The organism is Brevundimonas sp. BR2-1, assembly GCF_037626195.1.
GTDB lineage: Bacteria > Pseudomonadota > Alphaproteobacteria > Caulobacterales > Caulobacteraceae > Brevundimonas.
This window is the reverse complement of the sequence record NZ_JARKMV010000001.1, coordinates 1094914-1111549: the sequence shown is the minus strand read 5'-3', so window position 1 is coordinate 1111549 and position 16636 is coordinate 1094914. Positions and strand designations below refer to the sequence as shown.

General features: G+C 70.3%; 17 protein-coding genes. 13 read left to right on the top strand and 4 right to left on the bottom strand.

Annotated features, from left to right (window positions below; all coding sequences use genetic code 11):
* Positions 1 to 64: 64 nt before the first annotated feature.
* Positions 65 to 688, bottom strand: coding sequence for a TetR/AcrR family transcriptional regulator (locus tag BrevBR_RS05555; protein WP_332639780.1), 624 nt, complete (start codon positions 686 to 688; stop codon positions 65 to 67).
* Positions 689 to 1007: 319 nt separating this feature from the next.
* Here BrevBR_RS05555 and BrevBR_RS05550 point away from each other — a divergent pair, with 319 nt between their 5' ends.
* A complete protein-coding gene (locus BrevBR_RS05550; protein WP_332639779.1) occupies positions 1008 to 1424 on the top strand; it encodes a BLUF domain-containing protein in 417 nt (138 codons plus the stop codon).
* Here BrevBR_RS05550 and BrevBR_RS05545 read toward each other — a convergent pair.
* Complete coding sequence (locus tag BrevBR_RS05545) at positions 1412 to 1897, bottom strand: hypothetical protein (RefSeq protein ID WP_340000236.1); 486 nt, start codon at positions 1895 to 1897, stop codon at positions 1412 to 1414. The genes BrevBR_RS05550 and BrevBR_RS05545 overlap by 13 nt on opposite strands.
* A 130-nt stretch (positions 1898 to 2027) precedes the next feature.
* On the opposite strand from BrevBR_RS05545, the gene BrevBR_RS05540 reads away from it, so the two are divergent.
* From BrevBR_RS05540 to BrevBR_RS05515, 6 genes are all read left to right on the top strand, one after another.
* Positions 2028 to 3026 carry a D-cysteine desulfhydrase gene (locus BrevBR_RS05540; protein WP_340000235.1) on the top strand — a complete coding sequence of 333 codons (999 nt, stop codon included), beginning with the start codon at positions 2028 to 2030 and terminating at the stop codon, positions 3024 to 3026.
* Entirely contained in the window at positions 3026 to 3688 is a 663-nt protein-coding gene (locus BrevBR_RS05535; RefSeq protein ID WP_332639775.1) for an aspartate/glutamate racemase family protein, read from the top strand. The genes BrevBR_RS05540 and BrevBR_RS05535 overlap by 1 nt, the downstream gene beginning before the upstream one ends.
* A 47-nt stretch (positions 3689 to 3735) precedes the next feature.
* On the top strand, positions 3736 to 4698 hold the full coding sequence (locus tag BrevBR_RS05530) for a nucleoside hydrolase (RefSeq protein WP_340000234.1): 963 nt from the start codon (positions 3736 to 3738) through the stop codon (positions 4696 to 4698).
* Positions 4699 to 4820: 122 nt separating this feature from the next.
* The gene (locus BrevBR_RS05525; protein WP_332639773.1) at positions 4821 to 5489 is read left to right on the top strand and encodes an OmpW/AlkL family protein; all 669 of its coding nucleotides are present in this window, start codon (positions 4821 to 4823) and stop codon (positions 5487 to 5489) included.
* A 115-nt stretch (positions 5490 to 5604) separates the two neighbouring features.
* Complete coding sequence (locus BrevBR_RS05520) at positions 5605 to 6453, top strand: ribokinase (protein ID WP_340000233.1); 849 nt, start codon at positions 5605 to 5607, stop codon at positions 6451 to 6453.
* A 68-nt stretch (positions 6454 to 6521) separates the two neighbouring features.
* The gene (locus BrevBR_RS05515) at positions 6522 to 9353 is read left to right on the top strand and encodes a M16 family metallopeptidase (RefSeq protein WP_340000232.1); all 2832 of its coding nucleotides are present in this window, start codon (positions 6522 to 6524) and stop codon (positions 9351 to 9353) included.
* A gap of 116 nt (positions 9354 to 9469) precedes the next feature.
* On the opposite strand, the gene BrevBR_RS05510 is transcribed toward BrevBR_RS05515, so the two are convergent.
* Together BrevBR_RS05510 and BrevBR_RS05505 are read right to left on the bottom strand one after the other, a co-directional pair.
* A complete protein-coding gene (locus tag BrevBR_RS05510) occupies positions 9470 to 10141 on the bottom strand; it encodes a bifunctional 4-hydroxy-2-oxoglutarate aldolase/2-dehydro-3-deoxy-phosphogluconate aldolase (protein WP_340000231.1) in 672 nt (223 codons plus the stop codon).
* 375 nt (positions 10142 to 10516) lie between these two features.
* Positions 10517 to 11341, bottom strand: coding sequence for an alpha/beta hydrolase (locus BrevBR_RS05505; RefSeq protein WP_340000230.1), 825 nt, complete (start codon positions 11339 to 11341; stop codon positions 10517 to 10519).
* Positions 11342 to 11386: 45 nt separating this feature from the next.
* On the opposite strand from BrevBR_RS05505, the gene BrevBR_RS05500 reads away from it, so the two are divergent.
* From BrevBR_RS05500 to BrevBR_RS05475, 6 genes are all read left to right on the top strand, one after another.
* Positions 11387 to 11644, top strand: a complete 258-nt coding sequence (locus BrevBR_RS05500; protein WP_056618579.1) for an Lrp/AsnC family transcriptional regulator — start codon at positions 11387 to 11389, stop codon at positions 11642 to 11644.
* 68 nt (positions 11645 to 11712) lie between these two features.
* Positions 11713 to 12912 carry an acyl-CoA dehydrogenase family protein gene (locus BrevBR_RS05495; RefSeq protein ID WP_445214742.1) on the top strand — a complete coding sequence of 400 codons (1200 nt, stop codon included), beginning with the start codon at positions 11713 to 11715 and terminating at the stop codon, positions 12910 to 12912.
* A 1-nt stretch (position 12913) separates the two neighbouring features.
* Positions 12914 to 14032: an acyl-CoA dehydrogenase family protein gene (locus BrevBR_RS05490; protein WP_340000228.1), complete on the top strand. Its 1119-nt coding sequence runs from the start codon at positions 12914 to 12916 to the stop codon at positions 14030 to 14032.
* 49 nt (positions 14033 to 14081) lie between these two features.
* Positions 14082 to 15377 (top strand): homogentisate 1,2-dioxygenase, encoded by a 1296-nt coding sequence (hmgA, locus tag BrevBR_RS05485; protein WP_340000227.1) that lies wholly within the window; start codon positions 14082 to 14084, stop codon positions 15375 to 15377.
* Entirely contained in the window at positions 15374 to 15760 is a 387-nt protein-coding gene (locus tag BrevBR_RS05480) for a hypothetical protein (protein ID WP_332639765.1), read from the top strand. Before hmgA ends, BrevBR_RS05480 begins: the two co-directional genes overlap by 4 nt.
* 38 nt (positions 15761 to 15798) lie before the next feature.
* Positions 15799 to 16602: a DUF1295 domain-containing protein gene (locus tag BrevBR_RS05475; RefSeq protein WP_340000226.1), complete on the top strand. Its 804-nt coding sequence runs from the start codon at positions 15799 to 15801 to the stop codon at positions 16600 to 16602.
* Positions 16603 to 16636: the final 34 nt, after the last annotated feature.

The following is a 16636-nucleotide window of genomic DNA, read 5'->3' as shown; positions in this document are numbered from 1 at the left end:
TCGTGGTCATCCATCCCAAGGTTGCATCGAGGGCCGCAGTTCGCGGTCTCACAATTCCGCGTTCTCAGTCCGGGAAGGCGACCAGGAGGCGGTCCAGCGCGGTCTCGGCGCGAGGCCAGCCGTCCGCGTCCAGGATCAGGCCGGCCACGGCGCCGCGGCGCTCGGCCGAGAGGGCCAGCGCCTGGACGGCGGCCAGCAGGACGGCGTTGAGGGCGACGGGATCGCCCTCGGGCGGAACGCGCAGCCGGGGGCGGCGTTCGCGCATCCAGTTCTGCAGCACGGCGGCGCGGTCGGCCTCGATCCGGCGCAGCAGGTCGGAGTCCTCGACCAGGGCCCAGGCCATCAGCCGCAGGCTCAGCGGACTGGCGCGCAGGGCGGCCAGCCAGGTCAGCAGGCTGATGCGGGCGAAGGTGCGCAGGGAGGCGGTTTCGACCAGCGGGATGGAGGCGAGGCTGGCGGCCAGCCCCGCATGGGCGCGGGCGGCGATGCGGTCGACCACGCCGTCGGCGCCGTCGAAATAGCGATAGACCAGCTTGCGGTCGCAGCCGGCCTCGGCGGCCAGGGTCTGGACGTTCAGGCCCGGAAAGCCGTCGCGCAGCAGGATGCGCTCGCCCGCCGCGACGATGGCGGCCTCGGTGGCGTTTCGGTCGCGCAGCCTTGCGACGGAGGGGACGGGCGATTCGGCCATACGCCCAGCATCGGGCCGCGCGGCCTGAGTCGGCAAGCGGGCCGGACGGAGAACCATGTCTGGAAGAAGATGCGGCCCGGTCTGCGTCGGGGGGCGTGGCAGAGACCGGGCCGCTGAGGACTCTGTCGAGCGCGCATCGCCGCAAGGTCCGATGGGAAAACTGCGATCGCCGGAAACCGTTCCCCGCCGTCCGAATAAATTCTCGCGACCGTCGCCCCCGCGTGTCCGGTCGCTGACATTTGCCTTCAAAGACAGATATTTAGGGAGTTGCAACTGCCATGGCCGCGAGGGCATTAAGGGCCGACAGTTCGAGGTGAGCATGAGTTTGAGTCTGGAACGGCTGGTCTATGAAAGCACCGCCACGGGAACGACCGCGTCCATCGGCAATCTGGCCGTCATCCTCGCCGAGTCGCAGCGCAACAACGACCGCGACGGCCTGACCGGCGCCCTGGCCGCCCACCGCGACCGCTATATCCAGGTCGTCGAAGGGCCGGCGCAGAGCCTCGACGCCCTGCTGCGCCGTCTGGAGAGCGACCCCCGGCATCGCGACCTCGTCCTGCTCGGGCGCGAACCGATCGACGCCCGGCTGTTCGGCCGCTGGTCGATGGCCAGCGCGGTGATCACTCCCGCCTGCGGCGCGGCCCTGGACGCCCTGGTCGACGACGACGACCTGAGCCCGCCCCAGGTCATCCGCATCCTGCTGGATGCGGTTGACGCCGCCGCTCAGGACGCCTGAACGGCCTGTTCCCTGAGGAGGCGCTGATAGCGGCGGGTCACCATGCCGAAGCTGTTCCGCGTGCTCTTCGCCCGGGCGACGGCGGGATCGCAGACGACCGCAAGTATGTCGCCTTCCAGCTGGCGGTCACGGGGTTTCGACCATTTCAGCTGGCGCGCCGGAAGGTCGAGAATCTCGCCGTCCTGCAGGACGAACCTCTGGCCGCGGCTGGCCATCTGGCGGCCGGAGCAGTCGAACTCGTGGAAATACTGGACCTGGACGATCGGGGCCTTGCCGGTCAGGGGCAGCGGTTTGTCCGCCGGCGCGACCATGGTCGTGCGGGCGCTGGCCGAGGCGCCGTTGACCACGACCTGTTCGACGACGACCAGACCGGCGGTGTTGGCCGCGACGATGTAGCGTCCGCCGGCCGGCTCGAAACAGGCCGACAGACAGGTCAGGGCGAGCGACAGCAGGGCGGTGGAGACGGGACGCATGCGGACTCCGAAAACGGGACCGCGGCCATGCTGACGCGACGGCGGTTAAGCCGCGGCTGAGAACAATGGTGAACCGGTTCGGCATTTTGGACGCAGACGTCTATTAGGGGCGCACACCGGAGCCCCGCCCATGCATCTCGCCCGCTTTCCCCGCGTCCGCCTCGCCCATCTGCCGACCCCGCTGGAGCCCTTGCCGCGGCTGAGCGAGGCGCTGGGTGTCGAGATCTGGATCAAGCGCGACGACTGCACGGGTCTGGCCGGGGGCGGCAACAAGACCCGCAAGCTGGAGTTCCTGCTCGGCGACGCGATGGAGCAGGGCGCCGACACCCTGGTGACCCAGGGCGCGGTGCAGTCGAACCATGTGCGCCAGACGGTCGCCGCCGCCGCCGCGCACGGATTCGCCAGCGAGGTCATTCTGGAGGAGCGGACCGGGTCGAAGGCCATCGACTACACGCGCAACGGCAATGTCCTGATGGACCGGCTGTTCGGGGCCGGGATGCGCACCGTGCCCGGCGGGACCGACATGAACGCCGAGCTGGAGAAGACCGCGGCCGAGGTGCGGGCGCGGGGCGGCAAGCCCTACATCATCCCCGGCGGCGGCTCGAACGCGATCGGGGCGCTGGGCTATGTCGACTGCGCGCGCGAGATCGTGGTCCAGGCGGACGAGCTGGACATGCAGGTGGACCGGATCATCACGGCGACGGGCAGCGCCGGGACGCACGCCGGCCTGGTGGCCGGGCTGGCGGTGATGGGGGCGGACATTCCGGTGCTGGGCGTCGGGGTGCGGGCTCCGAAGGCCAAACAGGAAGAGAATGTGCTCAAGCTCGCGCATGAGACGGCCGCCCTGCTGGGCCGGCCGGATGCGGTGAAGGCGGAGATGGTGGTCGCCGACTGCGACTATGTGGGCGAGGGCTACGGGCTGGTCGACGACGCGGTGATCGAGGCGCTGAAGCTGGCGGCGCGGACCGACGCGATCGTTCTGGACCCGGTCTATACGGGCAAGGCGATGAAGGGACTGATCGCCCTGGCGAAGGCCGGGCGGTTCGAGAACGAGACGGTGGTGTTCCTGCACACGGGCGGGGCCCAGGGCCTGTTCGGATATCAGGGCGAGATCGAGGGCTCGCTCTGATGGCGAAGGTATTGGGCGTTCTGGGCGGCATGGGGCCGGCGGCGACGGTGGCGTTTCTGGCGCGGGTGCAGGCGCTGACGCCGGCCGAGGGCGATCAGGACCACATCCGCATCATCGCCGACATCAATCCGCAGGTGCCGGACCGCAACCGTCAGTCCGACGCCGCCGAGGCCGTGCTGGGTCAGATGGCGATGCGGCTGCGCGACGCCGGGGCGCAGGTGCTGTGCATGCCGTGCAACACGGCCCACGCCCAGGCGGCGGGGATCCGCAAGGTCGGCCTGCCCTTCGTCGACATGATCGCCGAGACGACCGAGGCCGCCGCGGCGGGCGGGGCGAAGAAGATCGGCGTCCTGGCCACGCCGGGCGGCGAGGCGCTGTATGCGCGCGCGCTGCAGGGCAAGGGGGTCAAGATCGTGCGGCTGAGCGGCGCCGCGCGCGAGGCCTTCATGGCCTGCGTCTACGCGGTGAAGCGCGGCGATCTCGGCGAGGGGCCGCGCACCGAGATGAGGCGTCTGGCGGCCACGCTGGTCGCGGCCGGGGCCGAGACGGTGATCGCCGGCTGCACCGAGGTGCCGCTGCTGCTGGGGGCCGGGGACGTGACCGTACCGCTGGTGGATTCGGCCGAGGTGCTGGCGCAGGCGTGCGTGGACCGGTGCAGGTGACCCGCTGAGGCTTGCCTGTCCGGGCGACCCGCTTCACACCTGATCCGGTGACCCGACAAGCCCTTATCATCGACTGCGATCCCGGCGTGGACGACGCCGTGGCGCTGATGCTCGCCTTCGGGTCGAGCGAACTGGACCTGCTGGCCGTCACCGCCGTGGGCGGGAATGTGCCGGTGGAGAAGACGGCGCGGAACGCGCGGATGCTGCGCCAGATCGCGGGACGTCTGGACGTGCCCGTCTTCATGGGCGCGGACCGGCCGCTGCGGCGGGAGCCGGCCGGAGCGGGGGAGTTCCACGGGGCCGAGGGGCTGGGCGACATGACGCCGTTCGAGCCGGATGCTCCGTGTGCGGAGGGGCATGCGGCGGACGCCATCATCGAGCTGGTCATGGGCCGGCCGGAGACGTCGGTGGCGGTGGCGGTGCTGGGGCCGCTGACCAATCTGGCGCTGGCCTTGCGCAAGGAGCCGCGGCTGGCCGGGCGGCTCGGACCCGTGGCGATCATGGGCGGGGCGCGGTCCGAGGGGGGCAATATCACCGCCTCGGCCGAGTTCAACATCTGGGCTGATCCGGAGGCGGCGGCCGAGGTGCTGGCCACCGGCTGCGAGGCCGTGCTGTTCGGGCTGGACGCGACGCATCAGGTGCGGGCGACCGAGGCGCGGATCGCGGCGCTGGAGGCGGCCGGGACGCCGATGGCGGATGCGGCGGCGTCGATGATGCGGTTCTCGCAGCGGGTCGAGCGGCGGATCGTCGGCTGGCCCTCCCTGTCCGAGTGGGGCCCGCCGGTGCACGACCCCTGCCCGGTGGCCTGGCTGCTGCGGCCGGACCTGTTCCAGCTCAAACCCTGCCGGATCGCGGTGGAGACCGAAAGCGAGCTGACGCGGGGCCATACGGCGGTGGAGTTCCGGCTGTCCGTCGCCGGCTCCCTGCCGCACCGCTGGGCGGTCTCGGCCGATGCGGAGGGGATATTCGCCCTGATCGCCGGGGCCGTCCGGCAGCGCCGGACAATCTGACGCAGGGGCTTACGGCCAAGGTTTGCGCTGCCGCAAGGCCGCCGCGCCACAAGGAGACCACCACCCCCGCGACGCCCGCACCGGCCGCATGTCGCGTCCGGACCGCGTCGTGGAAGACGAAGATGAAACGGAACATGACGCTGGCGGCCGCTGTGGCGGTGATGACGCTGGCGACCGGCGCCGCGACCGGCGCCACGGCCCAGACCGCCAACGACTGGCAGGTCGCGCGCAAGGGCGACTGGATCGTCACCGGACGCGTCACCGACGTGTCGAGCAGCGCCGACGACGCGATCTTCACGTCCGCCGGCGCGGACACGGGGCTGGCGGTCGACGTCGGGAACGACGTCATGCCGACGCTGGGCTTCACCTATTTCCTGACCGACAACGTCTCGGTCGAGGCCATCCTCGGCGCCACGCAGCACGAGATCCGGGCCCAGGGCGGGGCCACCGACGTGGCCGTGCACGAGACCTGGGTGCTGCCGCCGGTGGTGACCCTGCAATACCGTCCCATGCCCGAGGCGCGGGTCAGCCCCTATGTCGGGGCCGGCGTGAACTACATGCTGTTCTTCGAGGGCCAGGACCGTAACGGCTTCACCGTCGATCTGGAGGACGGCTTCGGCTACGCCCTGCAGGCCGGGGCGGACGTCGCGGTGACCGGGCCCTGGACGCTCAATGTCGACGTCAAGAAGGTGTGGTTCGACACCGAGGCGACGATCAACGGCGGGGCCCTGACCAGCGACGTCAGCCTGGATCCCTGGGTCGTGTCGGTCGGTTTCGGCCGGAAATTCTAGAGCGTGAAACCGCCGCCGGCGTGATCGCCGGCGGCGTCGCCGTGGTGGCCCCCCGGGCCGCGCGCGGGTTATAGAGGGGCGTCTGTCCGGTTCCGCCGGACGCGGGAGAGACGCCTTGAGGCTGACCGTCGTCGGTTCGATCAATCTGGATTTCGTCGCCAGCAGCCCGGCCCTGCCGCGGCCCGGCGAGACGGTGACGGGAGCGACCCTGGCGCGGCATCCGGGCGGCAAGGGCGCCAATCAGGCGCTGGCGGCGCAGCGGCTGGGGGCGGACGTCAGCCTGACCGGCTGCGTCGGCGACGACGAGATGGCGGGCGCGGCCATGGCCCTGCTGATGACCTGGGGGGTGGATCTGTCGGGAGTCGAGACGGACATCGCCGAGCCGACGGGCGTGGCCCTGATCGCCGTGGACGACACGGGCGAGAACCAGATCGTGGTCTGCGCCGGAGCCAATCACCGGGTCACGCCCGAACAGCTGCCGGCGCGGATCGACTGCCCGCTGATCGTGCAGCTGGAACTGCCGATCCCGACGGTCGAGGCGGCGGTAGGGCGGGCGACCGAGTTCGTCTGCGTCAACCTGGCCCCGGCCGCGCCGGTGTCGGACCAGCTGCTGCGGCGGGCCGATCTGCTTGTGGTCAATGAGACCGAGGCGGCCTTCTACGGCGACCTGCTGCATCACGGCGGCGGGCGGGTGGTGGTGACCGAAGGGGCGAAGGGCGCGGTCATGTACCAGCGCGGCGTCGAACTGGCGCGCGCGGCGCCGCCCCGGGTCAGGGCCGTGGACGCGACGGGGGCCGGCGACGCCTTCGTCGGCGCGATCTGCGTGGCCCTGCTGGAAGGGATGGAGGCGGAAGCGGCGTTGCGGTTCGCCTGCGCGGCGGGGGCGCTGGCGGCGACCCGGCCCGGGGCCCAGCCCTCGCTGCCGACACGGGCCGAGGTGGAGGCTATCATTACGGCGTCGTAACTTTGGCCCGCGAGTTCGGCTGATAGGGTCCCGGCTTCCGTTGAGAGACCGATCCGGGGACCGCCGACATGACACGCACCGCCGCCCTTCTGGGAGCCTCGCTTCTGGCGTTCGCTTCTCCGGCCTTCGCCCAGTCGCCCGCGCCGATTTCCGTGCCGCCGCTGGAATACACTCACCGCGAACTGGCCAACGGGCTGGACGTCTACGCCATGCCGGACGCCACGGCAGGCACGGTGACGGTGACCCTCTGGTACAACGTCGGCGGCAAGGACGATCCGCAGGGGCGCAGCGGCTTCGCCCACCTGTTCGAACACATCCTGAGCCGCAAGACGGTCAACCTGCCGTACGGCCAGATTTCGACGCTGGTCGAGAACGCCGGCGGGTCGCGCAACGCCTCCACCGGCCAGGACTTCACCAACTACTATGAGACGGTGCCGCCCCAGTATCTGGAGACGATGCTGTGGACCCACGCCGAACGGATGGCGCGGCCGGTGGTCGACGACGCCGTGTTCCAGGCCGAGCGCTCGATCGTCAAGGAAGAGCTGCGCCAGCGGGTTCTGGCCCCGCCCTATGGCCGGTTCGGCCGGTTCGTGATCGGCGACAACAGCTTCGACGAAAGCATCTACCGCCGCAGCGTGATCGGTTCGATCGAGGAGCTGGACTCGGCGGTCATCGACGACGCACGGGCCTTCCACGAGGCCTATTACCGCCCCGCCACGGCGACGATGATCGTGTCGGGTAATTTCGATCCGGCGCAACTGGACCGATGGGTCGACCAGTATTTCGCCGACATTCCGAACCCGGAGCGTCCCGTGCCGGTGTTCGAGCGCCCCGTCGAGACGCCGCGCACCGCGCCGCGCATGGTCGAGGCCTACGCCCCCAATGTGCCGATGCCGGCGGTGGGCGTGCTGTATCCAGGCGTGGCGGCGAACCACCCTGACACCGCCGCCCTGGAGGTGCTGCAGGCGATCATGTCGCGCGGCGACAGCTCTCGGCTCTACCAGGCCCTCGTCTACGGCAAACAGCTGGCCTCGACCGCCAATTTCGGCGCCAACAGCATGGAGGAGGACGGCTCGATCAGCGTGACCGCCACGGTGGCGCGGGGCAAGTCGATGACCGATCTGGAGGCGGCGCTGGACATCGAACTGGCGCGGGTGCGCGACGAGCCGGTGACCGCGGCCGAACTGGCCGAGGCCAAGACCGAGCTCGTGGCCGCCGAACTGCGCCAGCGCGAAACGGCCTCGGGCCGGGCCTTCATCCTGGGCCAGGCCATCGTGTCGGAGAACGATCCCCGCGCGCCGGACGCCCAGCTGGCGGCGATCCAGGCCGTGACGGCGGCGGATGTGCAGCGAGTGGCGCGGACGTATCTGAACGACCAGACGCGGGTCGCCGTGCGCTATCAGGACGAGAGCGCCCGGCCCGCCGGCGTGCCCGAGGACAGCTGGCGCAATCCGGCCCCGGTCCCGACCTATCTGACTGTTCCCCCCGCCATCCTGCCGGCCCATGAGCTGCTGCCCGAGGGCCAGCGGATGGCGCCCCCGGCGCCGGGCCCGGTCCGCGCCATGGCCACGCCGCGCGTGGTCGAGCGGACGCTGTCGAACGGTCTGCGGGTCATAGTGGCGAAATCGACCAATCTGCCGATCATGAACGCCCAGCTGGTGATGGCCGGCGGCGCAGCCGGAGATCCCGCCGGCCAACCGGGTCTGGCCTCGATGACCGCCGACCTGGCCACCCAGGGCGCCGGCGACCGCTCGGCCCCCGAGATCGCCCGCACGCTGGAGGCGCTGGGCGCCAATATCGGCGGCGGGGCCGGGGCGGATTCCACCACCCTGTTCCTCTCGGCGCCGGTCGCCTCGGCCGATCAGGCCGGCGCGATTCTGGCCGATGTTGTCCAGCGCCCGAGCTTCGACGCGGCCGAGCTGGAACGCAGCCGGACGCAAAGGGTCACCGCCCTGACCGTGGCCCTGCGCGATCCCGGCGCCCTGGCCTCGCAGGTGCTGAACCGGCTGGCCTTCGGCGGCGCGGCCTATGGGGCGCCGGCCGCGGGAACGCCGGCCTCCGTCGGGACGCTGACGCGCGACCAGATCGTCGGCTTCCATGACCGCTGGTGGCGCCCGGACAACGCCGCCCTGATCATAACGGGCGGCATGGATCCGGAGCAGGCCTTCGCCTTCGCCGAGCGAACCCTCGGCGGATGGCGCAAGCCGTCAGGCGCGGTTCCGGTCGTCGCCGACCGGGCGGGCGACCGGCCCGCGCCGCGGATCGTCGTGGTCGACCTGCCGGGCGTCGGCCAGGCGGCGGTTGCGGCGGCCGTGCGCGGACCGCGCCGGTCGGACCCGGCCTTCTATCCGCTGGCGGTGGTTAACAGCGTCATCGGCGGCGGCCAGAACGGCCATCTGTTCCAGGAGGTGCGGGCCAAGCGCGGCCTGTCCTACGGCGCCAGCTCCCAGCTGGCCGCGCGGGTCGACGGCGGCCTGCTGGCGGCCGCGACCCAGACCAAGAACGAGAGCGCGGCCGAGGTCGTCGCCCTGGTGCTGGCCGAGTTCGACCGGCTGAAGACCGAGGCGGTGACCGACCAGGCAGTGACCGACCGCGAGGCCTTCATCACCGGCGGCTTTTCGCGCGCGGTCGAGACCACCGGCGGTCTGGGCGGGGTGCTGGCGGACGCGGTCACCTATGGCCTGCCGCTGACCGAGGTCGAAACCTACGCCGGCAAGATCAACGCCACGACGCCCGAGGGCGTGATGGCGGCGGCGCAGGCCGTCGGGTCGGATCAGGCCTATGTCGTGGTGGTGGGGCAGTCGGCGATGTTCATCGACGCCCTGCGGGCCGCCCATCCGGACGTGGTGGTGATCCCGGCGGCGTCGCTGGATCTGAACAGCGCGACGCTGGGGCTGTAGGGGAGTGGCTGGTGGCTAGTGGCTGGCCGGCGCCCGCGCGACGGCGTGGTCTGCGCCGCCCTTCCGCCGTCAGACGAAGCTGCAATCACTAGCCACTAGCCACTAGCCGCCAGCCACTACTTCGCCCGGAACGCCGCGATCGCATCCACCGTCTTGCGCACATTGGCCTCGATGCCGGCCCAGTCGCCGGCCTTGACGGCCGCGTCGGTGACCAGTTTCGAGCCCATGCCGGCGGCGACGATGCCGCTGCCGAACCATTTGGCGATACTGGCCTCGTCCGGGTCGACGCCGCCCGTGGGCATGATCTTGGTCCAGGGCATGGGGCCCAGCACCGCCTTGACGAAATCGGCGCCGCCGACGCTGGCGCCGGGGAAGAGTTTGACGATCTCGCAGCCCAGTTCGTGCGCCTGACCGATCTCGGTGACCGAGCCGCAGCCCGGGAAATACGCCGTCATGCGCCGGTTGCAGACGCGGGCGACGTCCGGGACCAGGCAGGGGCTGACCACGAACCGCGCGCCGCGGTTGAGGTAGAGGCTGGCCGTGCCCACATCGACCACCGAGCCGATGCCCAGGATGATGTCCGGGTCGGTCTCCTGCAGCTCGCGGGCGATGTCGGCGAACAGGTCGCAGGCGAAGTCGCCGCGGTTTGTGAACTCGATGGCCTTCGCCCCGCCGCGGGCGCAGGCGCGGATCACGTTCAGGCTGACCTGCGGATCGGGATGATAGAAGACCGGGGCCACGCCCTGGGATTCAAGGGCGGTCAGGACGGCGAGGCGGTCGTGGCGCATGGTCTTGTTCCTTTGCCGGCGTCCGGCAGCCCGCCATGCTTATCCCACCCGCTGCGTTTCGGAAAAGCGGCGGGCGCGGGACGGCGCGAAACTTTGTGTTTCGAAGACCGGCGGCCCGGCTCAGCCCGTCTGCCGCTTCGCGCCGCAGAGGTCGCAGAACTCGCGCCCCGAAACACGGCGGTCCGGACGCCAGCGATGGCGGCGGCAGCGGAGCTGACGGAGGAATTTTCGAAGAACGCGGAACATGAACTCGAATGGACGCTACCGGACGGGCGCAGACACAATCATTCGCCGCCGCGGTCAAGCGATGAATTTGGGATCAAGGGCGAGGATTGTTACCGGTGGCGCCCGCCCGGCATGCGCGCGCGCCCGGCGTCAGGCGCCGGGCCTGGCCAAGTCCGCGATCCGTCTCACCAATTTGCTGTTCGCGTCGAACAGCGGATCCAGCACGGTGAAATGGTTGAGGCCGGGCAGGGCGTCATAGCGGGTCTCGACGCCGTTCGCGGCCCAGTGGTCGGCCATCATTCGCGACTGGCGCAGGAACTCGGAGCTCTCGTCGCCGCCGACGACGCAGTCGAGAACCGTGCCGCCGGGGGTGGAGCCGTTCGGCATGGGCCAGAAGACCGGCGACAGGGCCGCGGCCTCGCGCTCGTCGAGGTCGAGGGCGGCGTTCAGCGAGGTCGGGATGAGCGGACGCAGGTCGAAGATCCCGCTGATGGCGACGGCGGCGGAGGCGCGGCCTTCTGACAGCATGCAGGCCGACATATGGCCGCCGGCGGAGTGGCCGAAGACGACGGGCCGGGCGCCGGTGCGGGCGCGGATCGCCTCCACCGCCGCGCGCACCTGACGCAGGATGCGGCCCAGGCGGACGGCGGGGGCGAGATCGTAGGAGGGGACGGCCAGGCTGACGCCGTGAGCCAGGAAGGCGGGGGCGATTCCGCTGAACCAGCTCTTGTCCAGCGCCTGCCAGTAGCCGCCGTGCAGGAAGACGGCGACCGGGGCGCCGGGGCCGGCGTCGAACAGATCCATGACCTCGCGTTCGCCGGGCCCGTAGGCGATCTCCGTCGGAGGATGGGCGGCGCGGGCGGCCTCGGCGAGTTCGCGCCACCTGGCCATGACGGCCGGGTGGTCGGGCACGCGGGCGCGGTTGTTGTACTGGCTTTCGAAGTCCGGGGCCTCGAGGTCGATCTCGCCTGTCACGAATCCATCCGCTACACACCTCCCGAACCCGGAAGGACCGCCGCCATGATGACCGCCATCTTCGTCTTCATCAAATGCGAGCTGGGCCACGCCAACGACGTGGCCGCCGACATGGTGGACAATGTCGAATACGTTTCGGAGGTCTATTCGACCTCGGGCCAGTACGACCTGCTGGCCAAATTCCAGCTGCCGAAGGAAATGGACATCGGCACCTTCGTGACGAAGTCGGTGCAGACGCGCGCCAACATCCGCGACACCTTCACGGTCATCACCTTCTCGCCCTTCCTGCCCGGCGGGGGCTGACGCAGCGTCACCCGTGAATCGCTGCTAGGGTCGCCGCAGAGGAAACGCGGGTCCCGGCCTGCGCCGGGATGACGAGGTTCACAATGGCCGATCTTGATGCGTTCCGCGCGGAGACCCGCGCCTGGCTGGAGGCGAACTGCCCGGCCGAATGCCGCGGGCCGGTCGAAAGCGACGAGGCCCGGGTCTGGGGCGGGCGGAACGCTGTCTTCCCGACGCCGGCGCACAGGCTCTGGCTGGACCGGATGGCGGCCCGTGGCTGGACCGCGCCCGAGTGGCCGGCCGAATACGGCGGCGGCGGGCTGAGCCGCGAACAGGCCAAGGTGCTGAACTCGGAGATGCGGCGCATCAAGGCGCAGGCGCCGCTGGCCAGTTTCGGGGTGTGGATGCTGGGGCCGGCGCTGCTGGCCTTCGGCACCGAGGAACAGAAACAGCGTTTCCTGCCCGAGATCGTGCGCGGCGAAATCCGCTGGTGCCAGGGCTATTCCGAGCCGGGGGCCGGATCGGATCTGGCTTCGATCCAGACGCGGGCGGAAGATCGCGGCGACCACTGGATCGTCAACGGCCAGAAGGTGTGGACCAGCTATGCCGACAAGGCCGACTGGATCTTCTGTCTGGTGCGGACGGATCCGGAAGCGCCCAAGCACCTGGGCATCTCCTTCGTGCTGTTCGACATGGCGACGCCCGGCGTTTCGACCCGGCCGATCACCCTGATCAGCGGCAAGAGCCCGTTCTGCGAGACCTTCTTCGACGACGTGCGGGTCGAGAAGGCGAACCTGGTCGGGACGCTGAACCGCGGCTGGGACGTGGCCAAACACCTGCTCGCGCACGAGCGGACCATGATCGGCGCCATGGGCGAGGTCGGAGGCGGGCGGCCGCTGGGTCAGGTGGCGACCGGATCGATCGGGCTGGACGGCGACGGGCGGCTGGACGAGCCGATGCTCCGCGCGCGGATCGCCGAGCTGGAAGTCGACGCCGCGGCCTTCCGTCTGGCCATGGAACGGGCGGGCGATCAGGTAAAGGCGGGGCAGGCGCACCCGGCCATCGCCTCGATGCTGAAATACTATGGCTCCGAGCTGAACAAGCGGCGGCACGAACTGCTGATGGCGGCGGGCGGATCGGACGCGCTGGAGTGGGAGAGCGACCGCTCGCGCCACGGGGCGGCGGCGCGCGACTGGCTGCGGACCAAGGCCAATTCCATCGAGGGCGGGACCAGCGAGATCCAGCTGAACATCATCGCCAAACACCTGCTGCAACTGCCGGGCGCCTGACATGCCGCTGATCCTGACCGAAGAGCAGACGATGCTGAGGGAGGCCGCCGACGGCTTCCTGAACGAACACGCGCCGATCGCCCACCTGCGCAAGCTGCGCGACAGCAGGGATGCGGACGGGGTGTCGCGCGACCTGTGGCGGGCGTTCGGCGAGATGGGGTTCGCGGGGATCGTCATCCCCGAGGAACACGGCGGCTCGGGGCTCGGCGCGGTCGAGGCGGGAGTCATGGCCGAGGCGCTGGGTCGGACGCTGACGCCGTCGCCCTTCCTGGGATCGGGCGTGCTGTCGGCGACGGTGCTTAAGGGCGCTTCGGCCGAGCAGCAGGCGGCCTGGCTGCCCCGGATCGCGGCGGGCGAGGCCATCGTGTCGCTGGCGGTCGATGAAGGGCCGAAACATGCGCCGGCGCGGATCGCCACGACGGCCGAGCGCTCGGGCAACGGCTTCCGGCTGAACGGGGCCAAGGGCTTCGTGCTGGACGGTCATGTGGCGGACGCCCTGATCGTGGCGGCACGGACGGAGGCGGGGCTCACCCTGTTCCTCGTCGATCCGAAGACGGCGGGCGTGGAAGTCGAGCGTACGGTCATGGTCGACGCGCACAACGCCGCGCGGGTGACGCTGACCGATGTCGAGGTCGACGCGGACGCCGTGATCGGGTCGGTGGACGGCGGGGATGGCTTGCTGGAAGGCGCGCTGAATCTCGGCCGGGCCTGCGCGGCGGCGTCGCTGAACGGGGCGGGGGATCAAGCCTTCCAGACAACGCTGGAGTATCTGCGGACGCGCAGGCAGTTCGGGAAACTGATCGGCGAATTCCAGGCGCTGCAGCACCGGGCGGCGCATCTGTATTCGGAGATCGAGATCGCGCGGGCGGCGGTGATGGGCGCGCTGAACGCGCTGGATGCGGGACGTGAGGACGCCGGGCTGGCCGTATCGGTGGCCAAGGCCAAGGCCGGACGGGTGGCGGAACTGGCGGTGCAGGAGGCGGTGCAGATGCACGGCGGCGTCGGCATGACCGACGAGTTCGACGTCGGCCTGTTCATGAAGCGGGTGCGGGTGCTGAACGAACTGCTGGGCGACGCCGGGTTCCACCACGAGCGGATGGCGCGGGCGCAGGGGTTCTAGCGGTGGGGCTGCGGGCGCCCTAAACCTCTCCCACGGGAGAACACGCACCATGACGCGAACCAACGCGCCCCAGTATCTGAGCGGCTTCGGCAATCATTTCGCGACCGAGGCCGTGCCCGGGGCCCTGCCCGAGGGACGGAACTCGCCGCAGAAGACGCCGATGGGGCTGTACGCCGAACAGCTGTCGGGCACGGCTTTCACGGCGCCCCGGTCCGAGAACCGGCGGTCGTGGCTGTACCGGCTGCGGCCCAGCGCCCAGCATCCGGCCTATCAGCCGTTCGCCCAGGGCCGGGTGCGGTCCGGACCGTTCCATGACGCGCCGCCGTCGCCCAACCGGATGCGTTGGGATCCGCTGCCGATTCCGGACACGCCGACCGACTGGGTCGAGGGCTTGACGACCTACGGCGGAACCGGGGACGCGGAAGCGCTGAGCGGGACCGGCATCCACCTGTACGCGGCCAATCGTTCGATGACCGACCGGGTCTTCTACTGCGCAGACGGGGAATTGCTGATTGTCCCGCAGCTGGGAATCCAGGTCTTTGTCACGGAGATGGGACGTATAGAGGCGGGTCCCGGCGAGATCGTCGTCATTCCGCGCGGGGTGCGGTTCCGGGTCGAGTGTTCCGGGCCGATCCGGGGCTATGTCTGCGAGAACTACGGCGCGGCCTTCCGCCTGCCGGACCTGGGGCCGATCGGCTCGAACGGCTTGGCCAATCCGCGCGACTTCCTGACGCCGGTGGCGGCGTTCGAGGACATCGACCGGCCGACCCAGTGCGTGCAGAAATTCGGCGGCCGGCTGTACGCCACCACCTTCGACCACAGCCCGCTGGACGTCGTCGCCTGGCATGGCAACAACGCGCCGTACAAATACGACACGGCCCGGTTCAACACGATCGGCACGGTCAGTTTCGACCATCCGGATCCGTCGATCTTCACCGTCCTGACCTCGCCCAGCGACACCCCGGGCACGGCCAACTGCGACTTCGTCATCTTCCCGCCGCGCTGGATGGTGGCCGAGGACACCTTCCGCCCGCCGTGGTTCCACCGGAACGTGATGAGCGAATTCATGGGGCTGGTGACCGGCGAATACGACGCCAAGGAGGGCGGCTTCGCCCCCGGCGGCGCCAGCTTGCACAATTGCATGAGCGGCCACGGGCCGGATCAGGCGTCCTATGACAAGGCGGTCGCCGCCGATCTGAAGCCGGTCAAGATCGCCGACACCCTGGCCTTCATGTTCGAGACGCGGATGCCGATCCGGACCACGGAATGGGCGCAAACCAGTCCGACGATGCAGCTCGACTATGACGACGTCTGGACCGGGTTCCGGAAGGGAAGAGTGGAATGAAGCGCCTCGCCATGATCGCGGCCCTGTTGCTGGCCGCCGCCTGCCAGCCCGTGCCGGAAAAGGGCGACTACGGCTTCGGCAATGAGCCGGCGCCCGTGGCGGTCCCGGAAAGCCAGGCGGCGGCGGACTGCATCGCCCGCAACGGGACGATGCAGCCGGTCGGTCGGATGCAGACGATGCAGTGCGTGGTCCGCTACGCCGACGCCGGCAAGCGCTGCACCGACAGCGACCAGTGCGCCGGCGAATGCCGCACGGCCGATGCCGCGGCCCGTCCGGCGGAAGGCGCGGCGATCGCCGGCATCTGCCAGGCCGACAGCAATCGGTTCGGCTGTTTCACCCGCGTCGAGGACGGCAAGGCCGAAGCCACCCTGTGCGTCGACTGACCCTGCATCCGAAGCCCGTGCGGCGCCGTTCCTGAGCCATGAGCCTGACCGAGATCGCCGCCCTGCTGGGCCTGAACCTGGCCCTGATCGTGGCGGTGATGCTGGGCCTGTGGCTGGTCGCCCTGCGGCTGAAGGACGTCAGCTTCGTCGACGGGGTCTGGCCGCTGGGCATGCTGATGCTGGCGCTGGCGACGTTTCCGCGCACCGACGGCGATCCGATCCGCAAATGGCTGCTGATCTGGCTGGTCGGGGTGTGGGCCGTCCGGCTGGGCTGGCATCTGCTGGGCCGCTGGCGGCGCAACGGTCCCGACGGCCGCTATGTCGAACTGGTCCAGAACCAGGAGACGGCGAAGGGCTGGGCGTTCGCCAAGACGGCCCTGCTGTTCGTCTTCCTGCCGCAGGCGGCGCTGAGCTGGTTGACCTCCCTGCCCGTGCAGCTGGGACAGGTCGCGTTCGAGCCGACGGTCGGATGGATCGGCTGGACGGGCGCGGTGCTGGCGGTCGTCGGCATCGGCTTCGAGAGCATCGGCGACGCCCAGCTGGCGACGTTCAGGAAGGACCCGAAGAACCGGGGCAAGGTGCTGGACGCCGGCCTGTGGAAATACACCCGGCACCCCAACTATTTCGGCGACGCCTGCGTCTGGTGGGGACTGTATCTGATCGCCGCCGAGACGGGGCCGGGGATGTGGGCGATCCTCGGGCCGATGTTCCTGACCTTCACCCTGACGCGCTGGTCGGGCATCGGGATCACCGAAAAGGCGACGGCGAAGACCAGGCCCGGCTACGAGGACTATGTGCGGCGGACCAGCGCCTTCATTCCGTGGCCGCCGAAGAAGGGCTGAACCGCAAGATCGGTCGAGCGCGCGGGAGCCTCAG

What these genes read in the sequence shown, in the direction of transcription:
- BrevBR_RS05535 (WP_332639775.1), top strand. Translation starts at nt 3,026, where the DNA reads ATGGCGAAGGTATTGGGCGTTCTGGGCGGCATGGGGCCGGCGGCGACG.
- BrevBR_RS05540 (WP_340000235.1), top strand. Translation starts at nt 2,028, where the DNA reads ATGCATCTCGCCCGCTTTCCCCGCGTCCGCCTCGCCCATCTGCCGACC.
- BrevBR_RS05490 (WP_340000228.1), top strand. Translation starts at nt 12,914, where the DNA reads ATGCCGCTGATCCTGACCGAAGAGCAGACGATGCTGAGGGAGGCCGCC.
- BrevBR_RS05555 (WP_332639780.1), bottom strand. Translation starts at nt 688, where the DNA reads ATGGCCGAATCGCCCGTCCCCTCCGTCGCAAGGCTGCGCGACCGAAAC.
- BrevBR_RS05495 (WP_445214742.1), top strand. Translation starts at nt 11,713, where the DNA reads ATGACGAGGTTCACAATGGCCGATCTTGATGCGTTCCGCGCGGAGACC.
- BrevBR_RS05515 (WP_340000232.1), top strand. Translation starts at nt 6,522, where the DNA reads ATGACACGCACCGCCGCCCTTCTGGGAGCCTCGCTTCTGGCGTTCGCT.
- BrevBR_RS05550 (WP_332639779.1), top strand. Translation starts at nt 1,008, where the DNA reads ATGAGTTTGAGTCTGGAACGGCTGGTCTATGAAAGCACCGCCACGGGA.
- BrevBR_RS05510 (WP_340000231.1), bottom strand. Translation starts at nt 10,141, where the DNA reads ATGCGCCACGACCGCCTCGCCGTCCTGACCGCCCTTGAATCCCAGGGC.
- BrevBR_RS05545 (WP_340000236.1), bottom strand. Translation starts at nt 1,897, where the DNA reads ATGCGTCCCGTCTCCACCGCCCTGCTGTCGCTCGCCCTGACCTGTCTG.
- BrevBR_RS05480 (WP_332639765.1), top strand. Translation starts at nt 15,374, where the DNA reads ATGAAGCGCCTCGCCATGATCGCGGCCCTGTTGCTGGCCGCCGCCTGC.
- BrevBR_RS05475 (WP_340000226.1), top strand. Translation starts at nt 15,799, where the DNA reads ATGAGCCTGACCGAGATCGCCGCCCTGCTGGGCCTGAACCTGGCCCTG.
- hmgA (WP_340000227.1), top strand. Translation starts at nt 14,082, where the DNA reads ATGACGCGAACCAACGCGCCCCAGTATCTGAGCGGCTTCGGCAATCAT.
- BrevBR_RS05500 (WP_056618579.1), top strand. Translation starts at nt 11,387, where the DNA reads ATGATGACCGCCATCTTCGTCTTCATCAAATGCGAGCTGGGCCACGCC.
- BrevBR_RS05525 (WP_332639773.1), top strand. Translation starts at nt 4,821, where the DNA reads ATGAAACGGAACATGACGCTGGCGGCCGCTGTGGCGGTGATGACGCTG.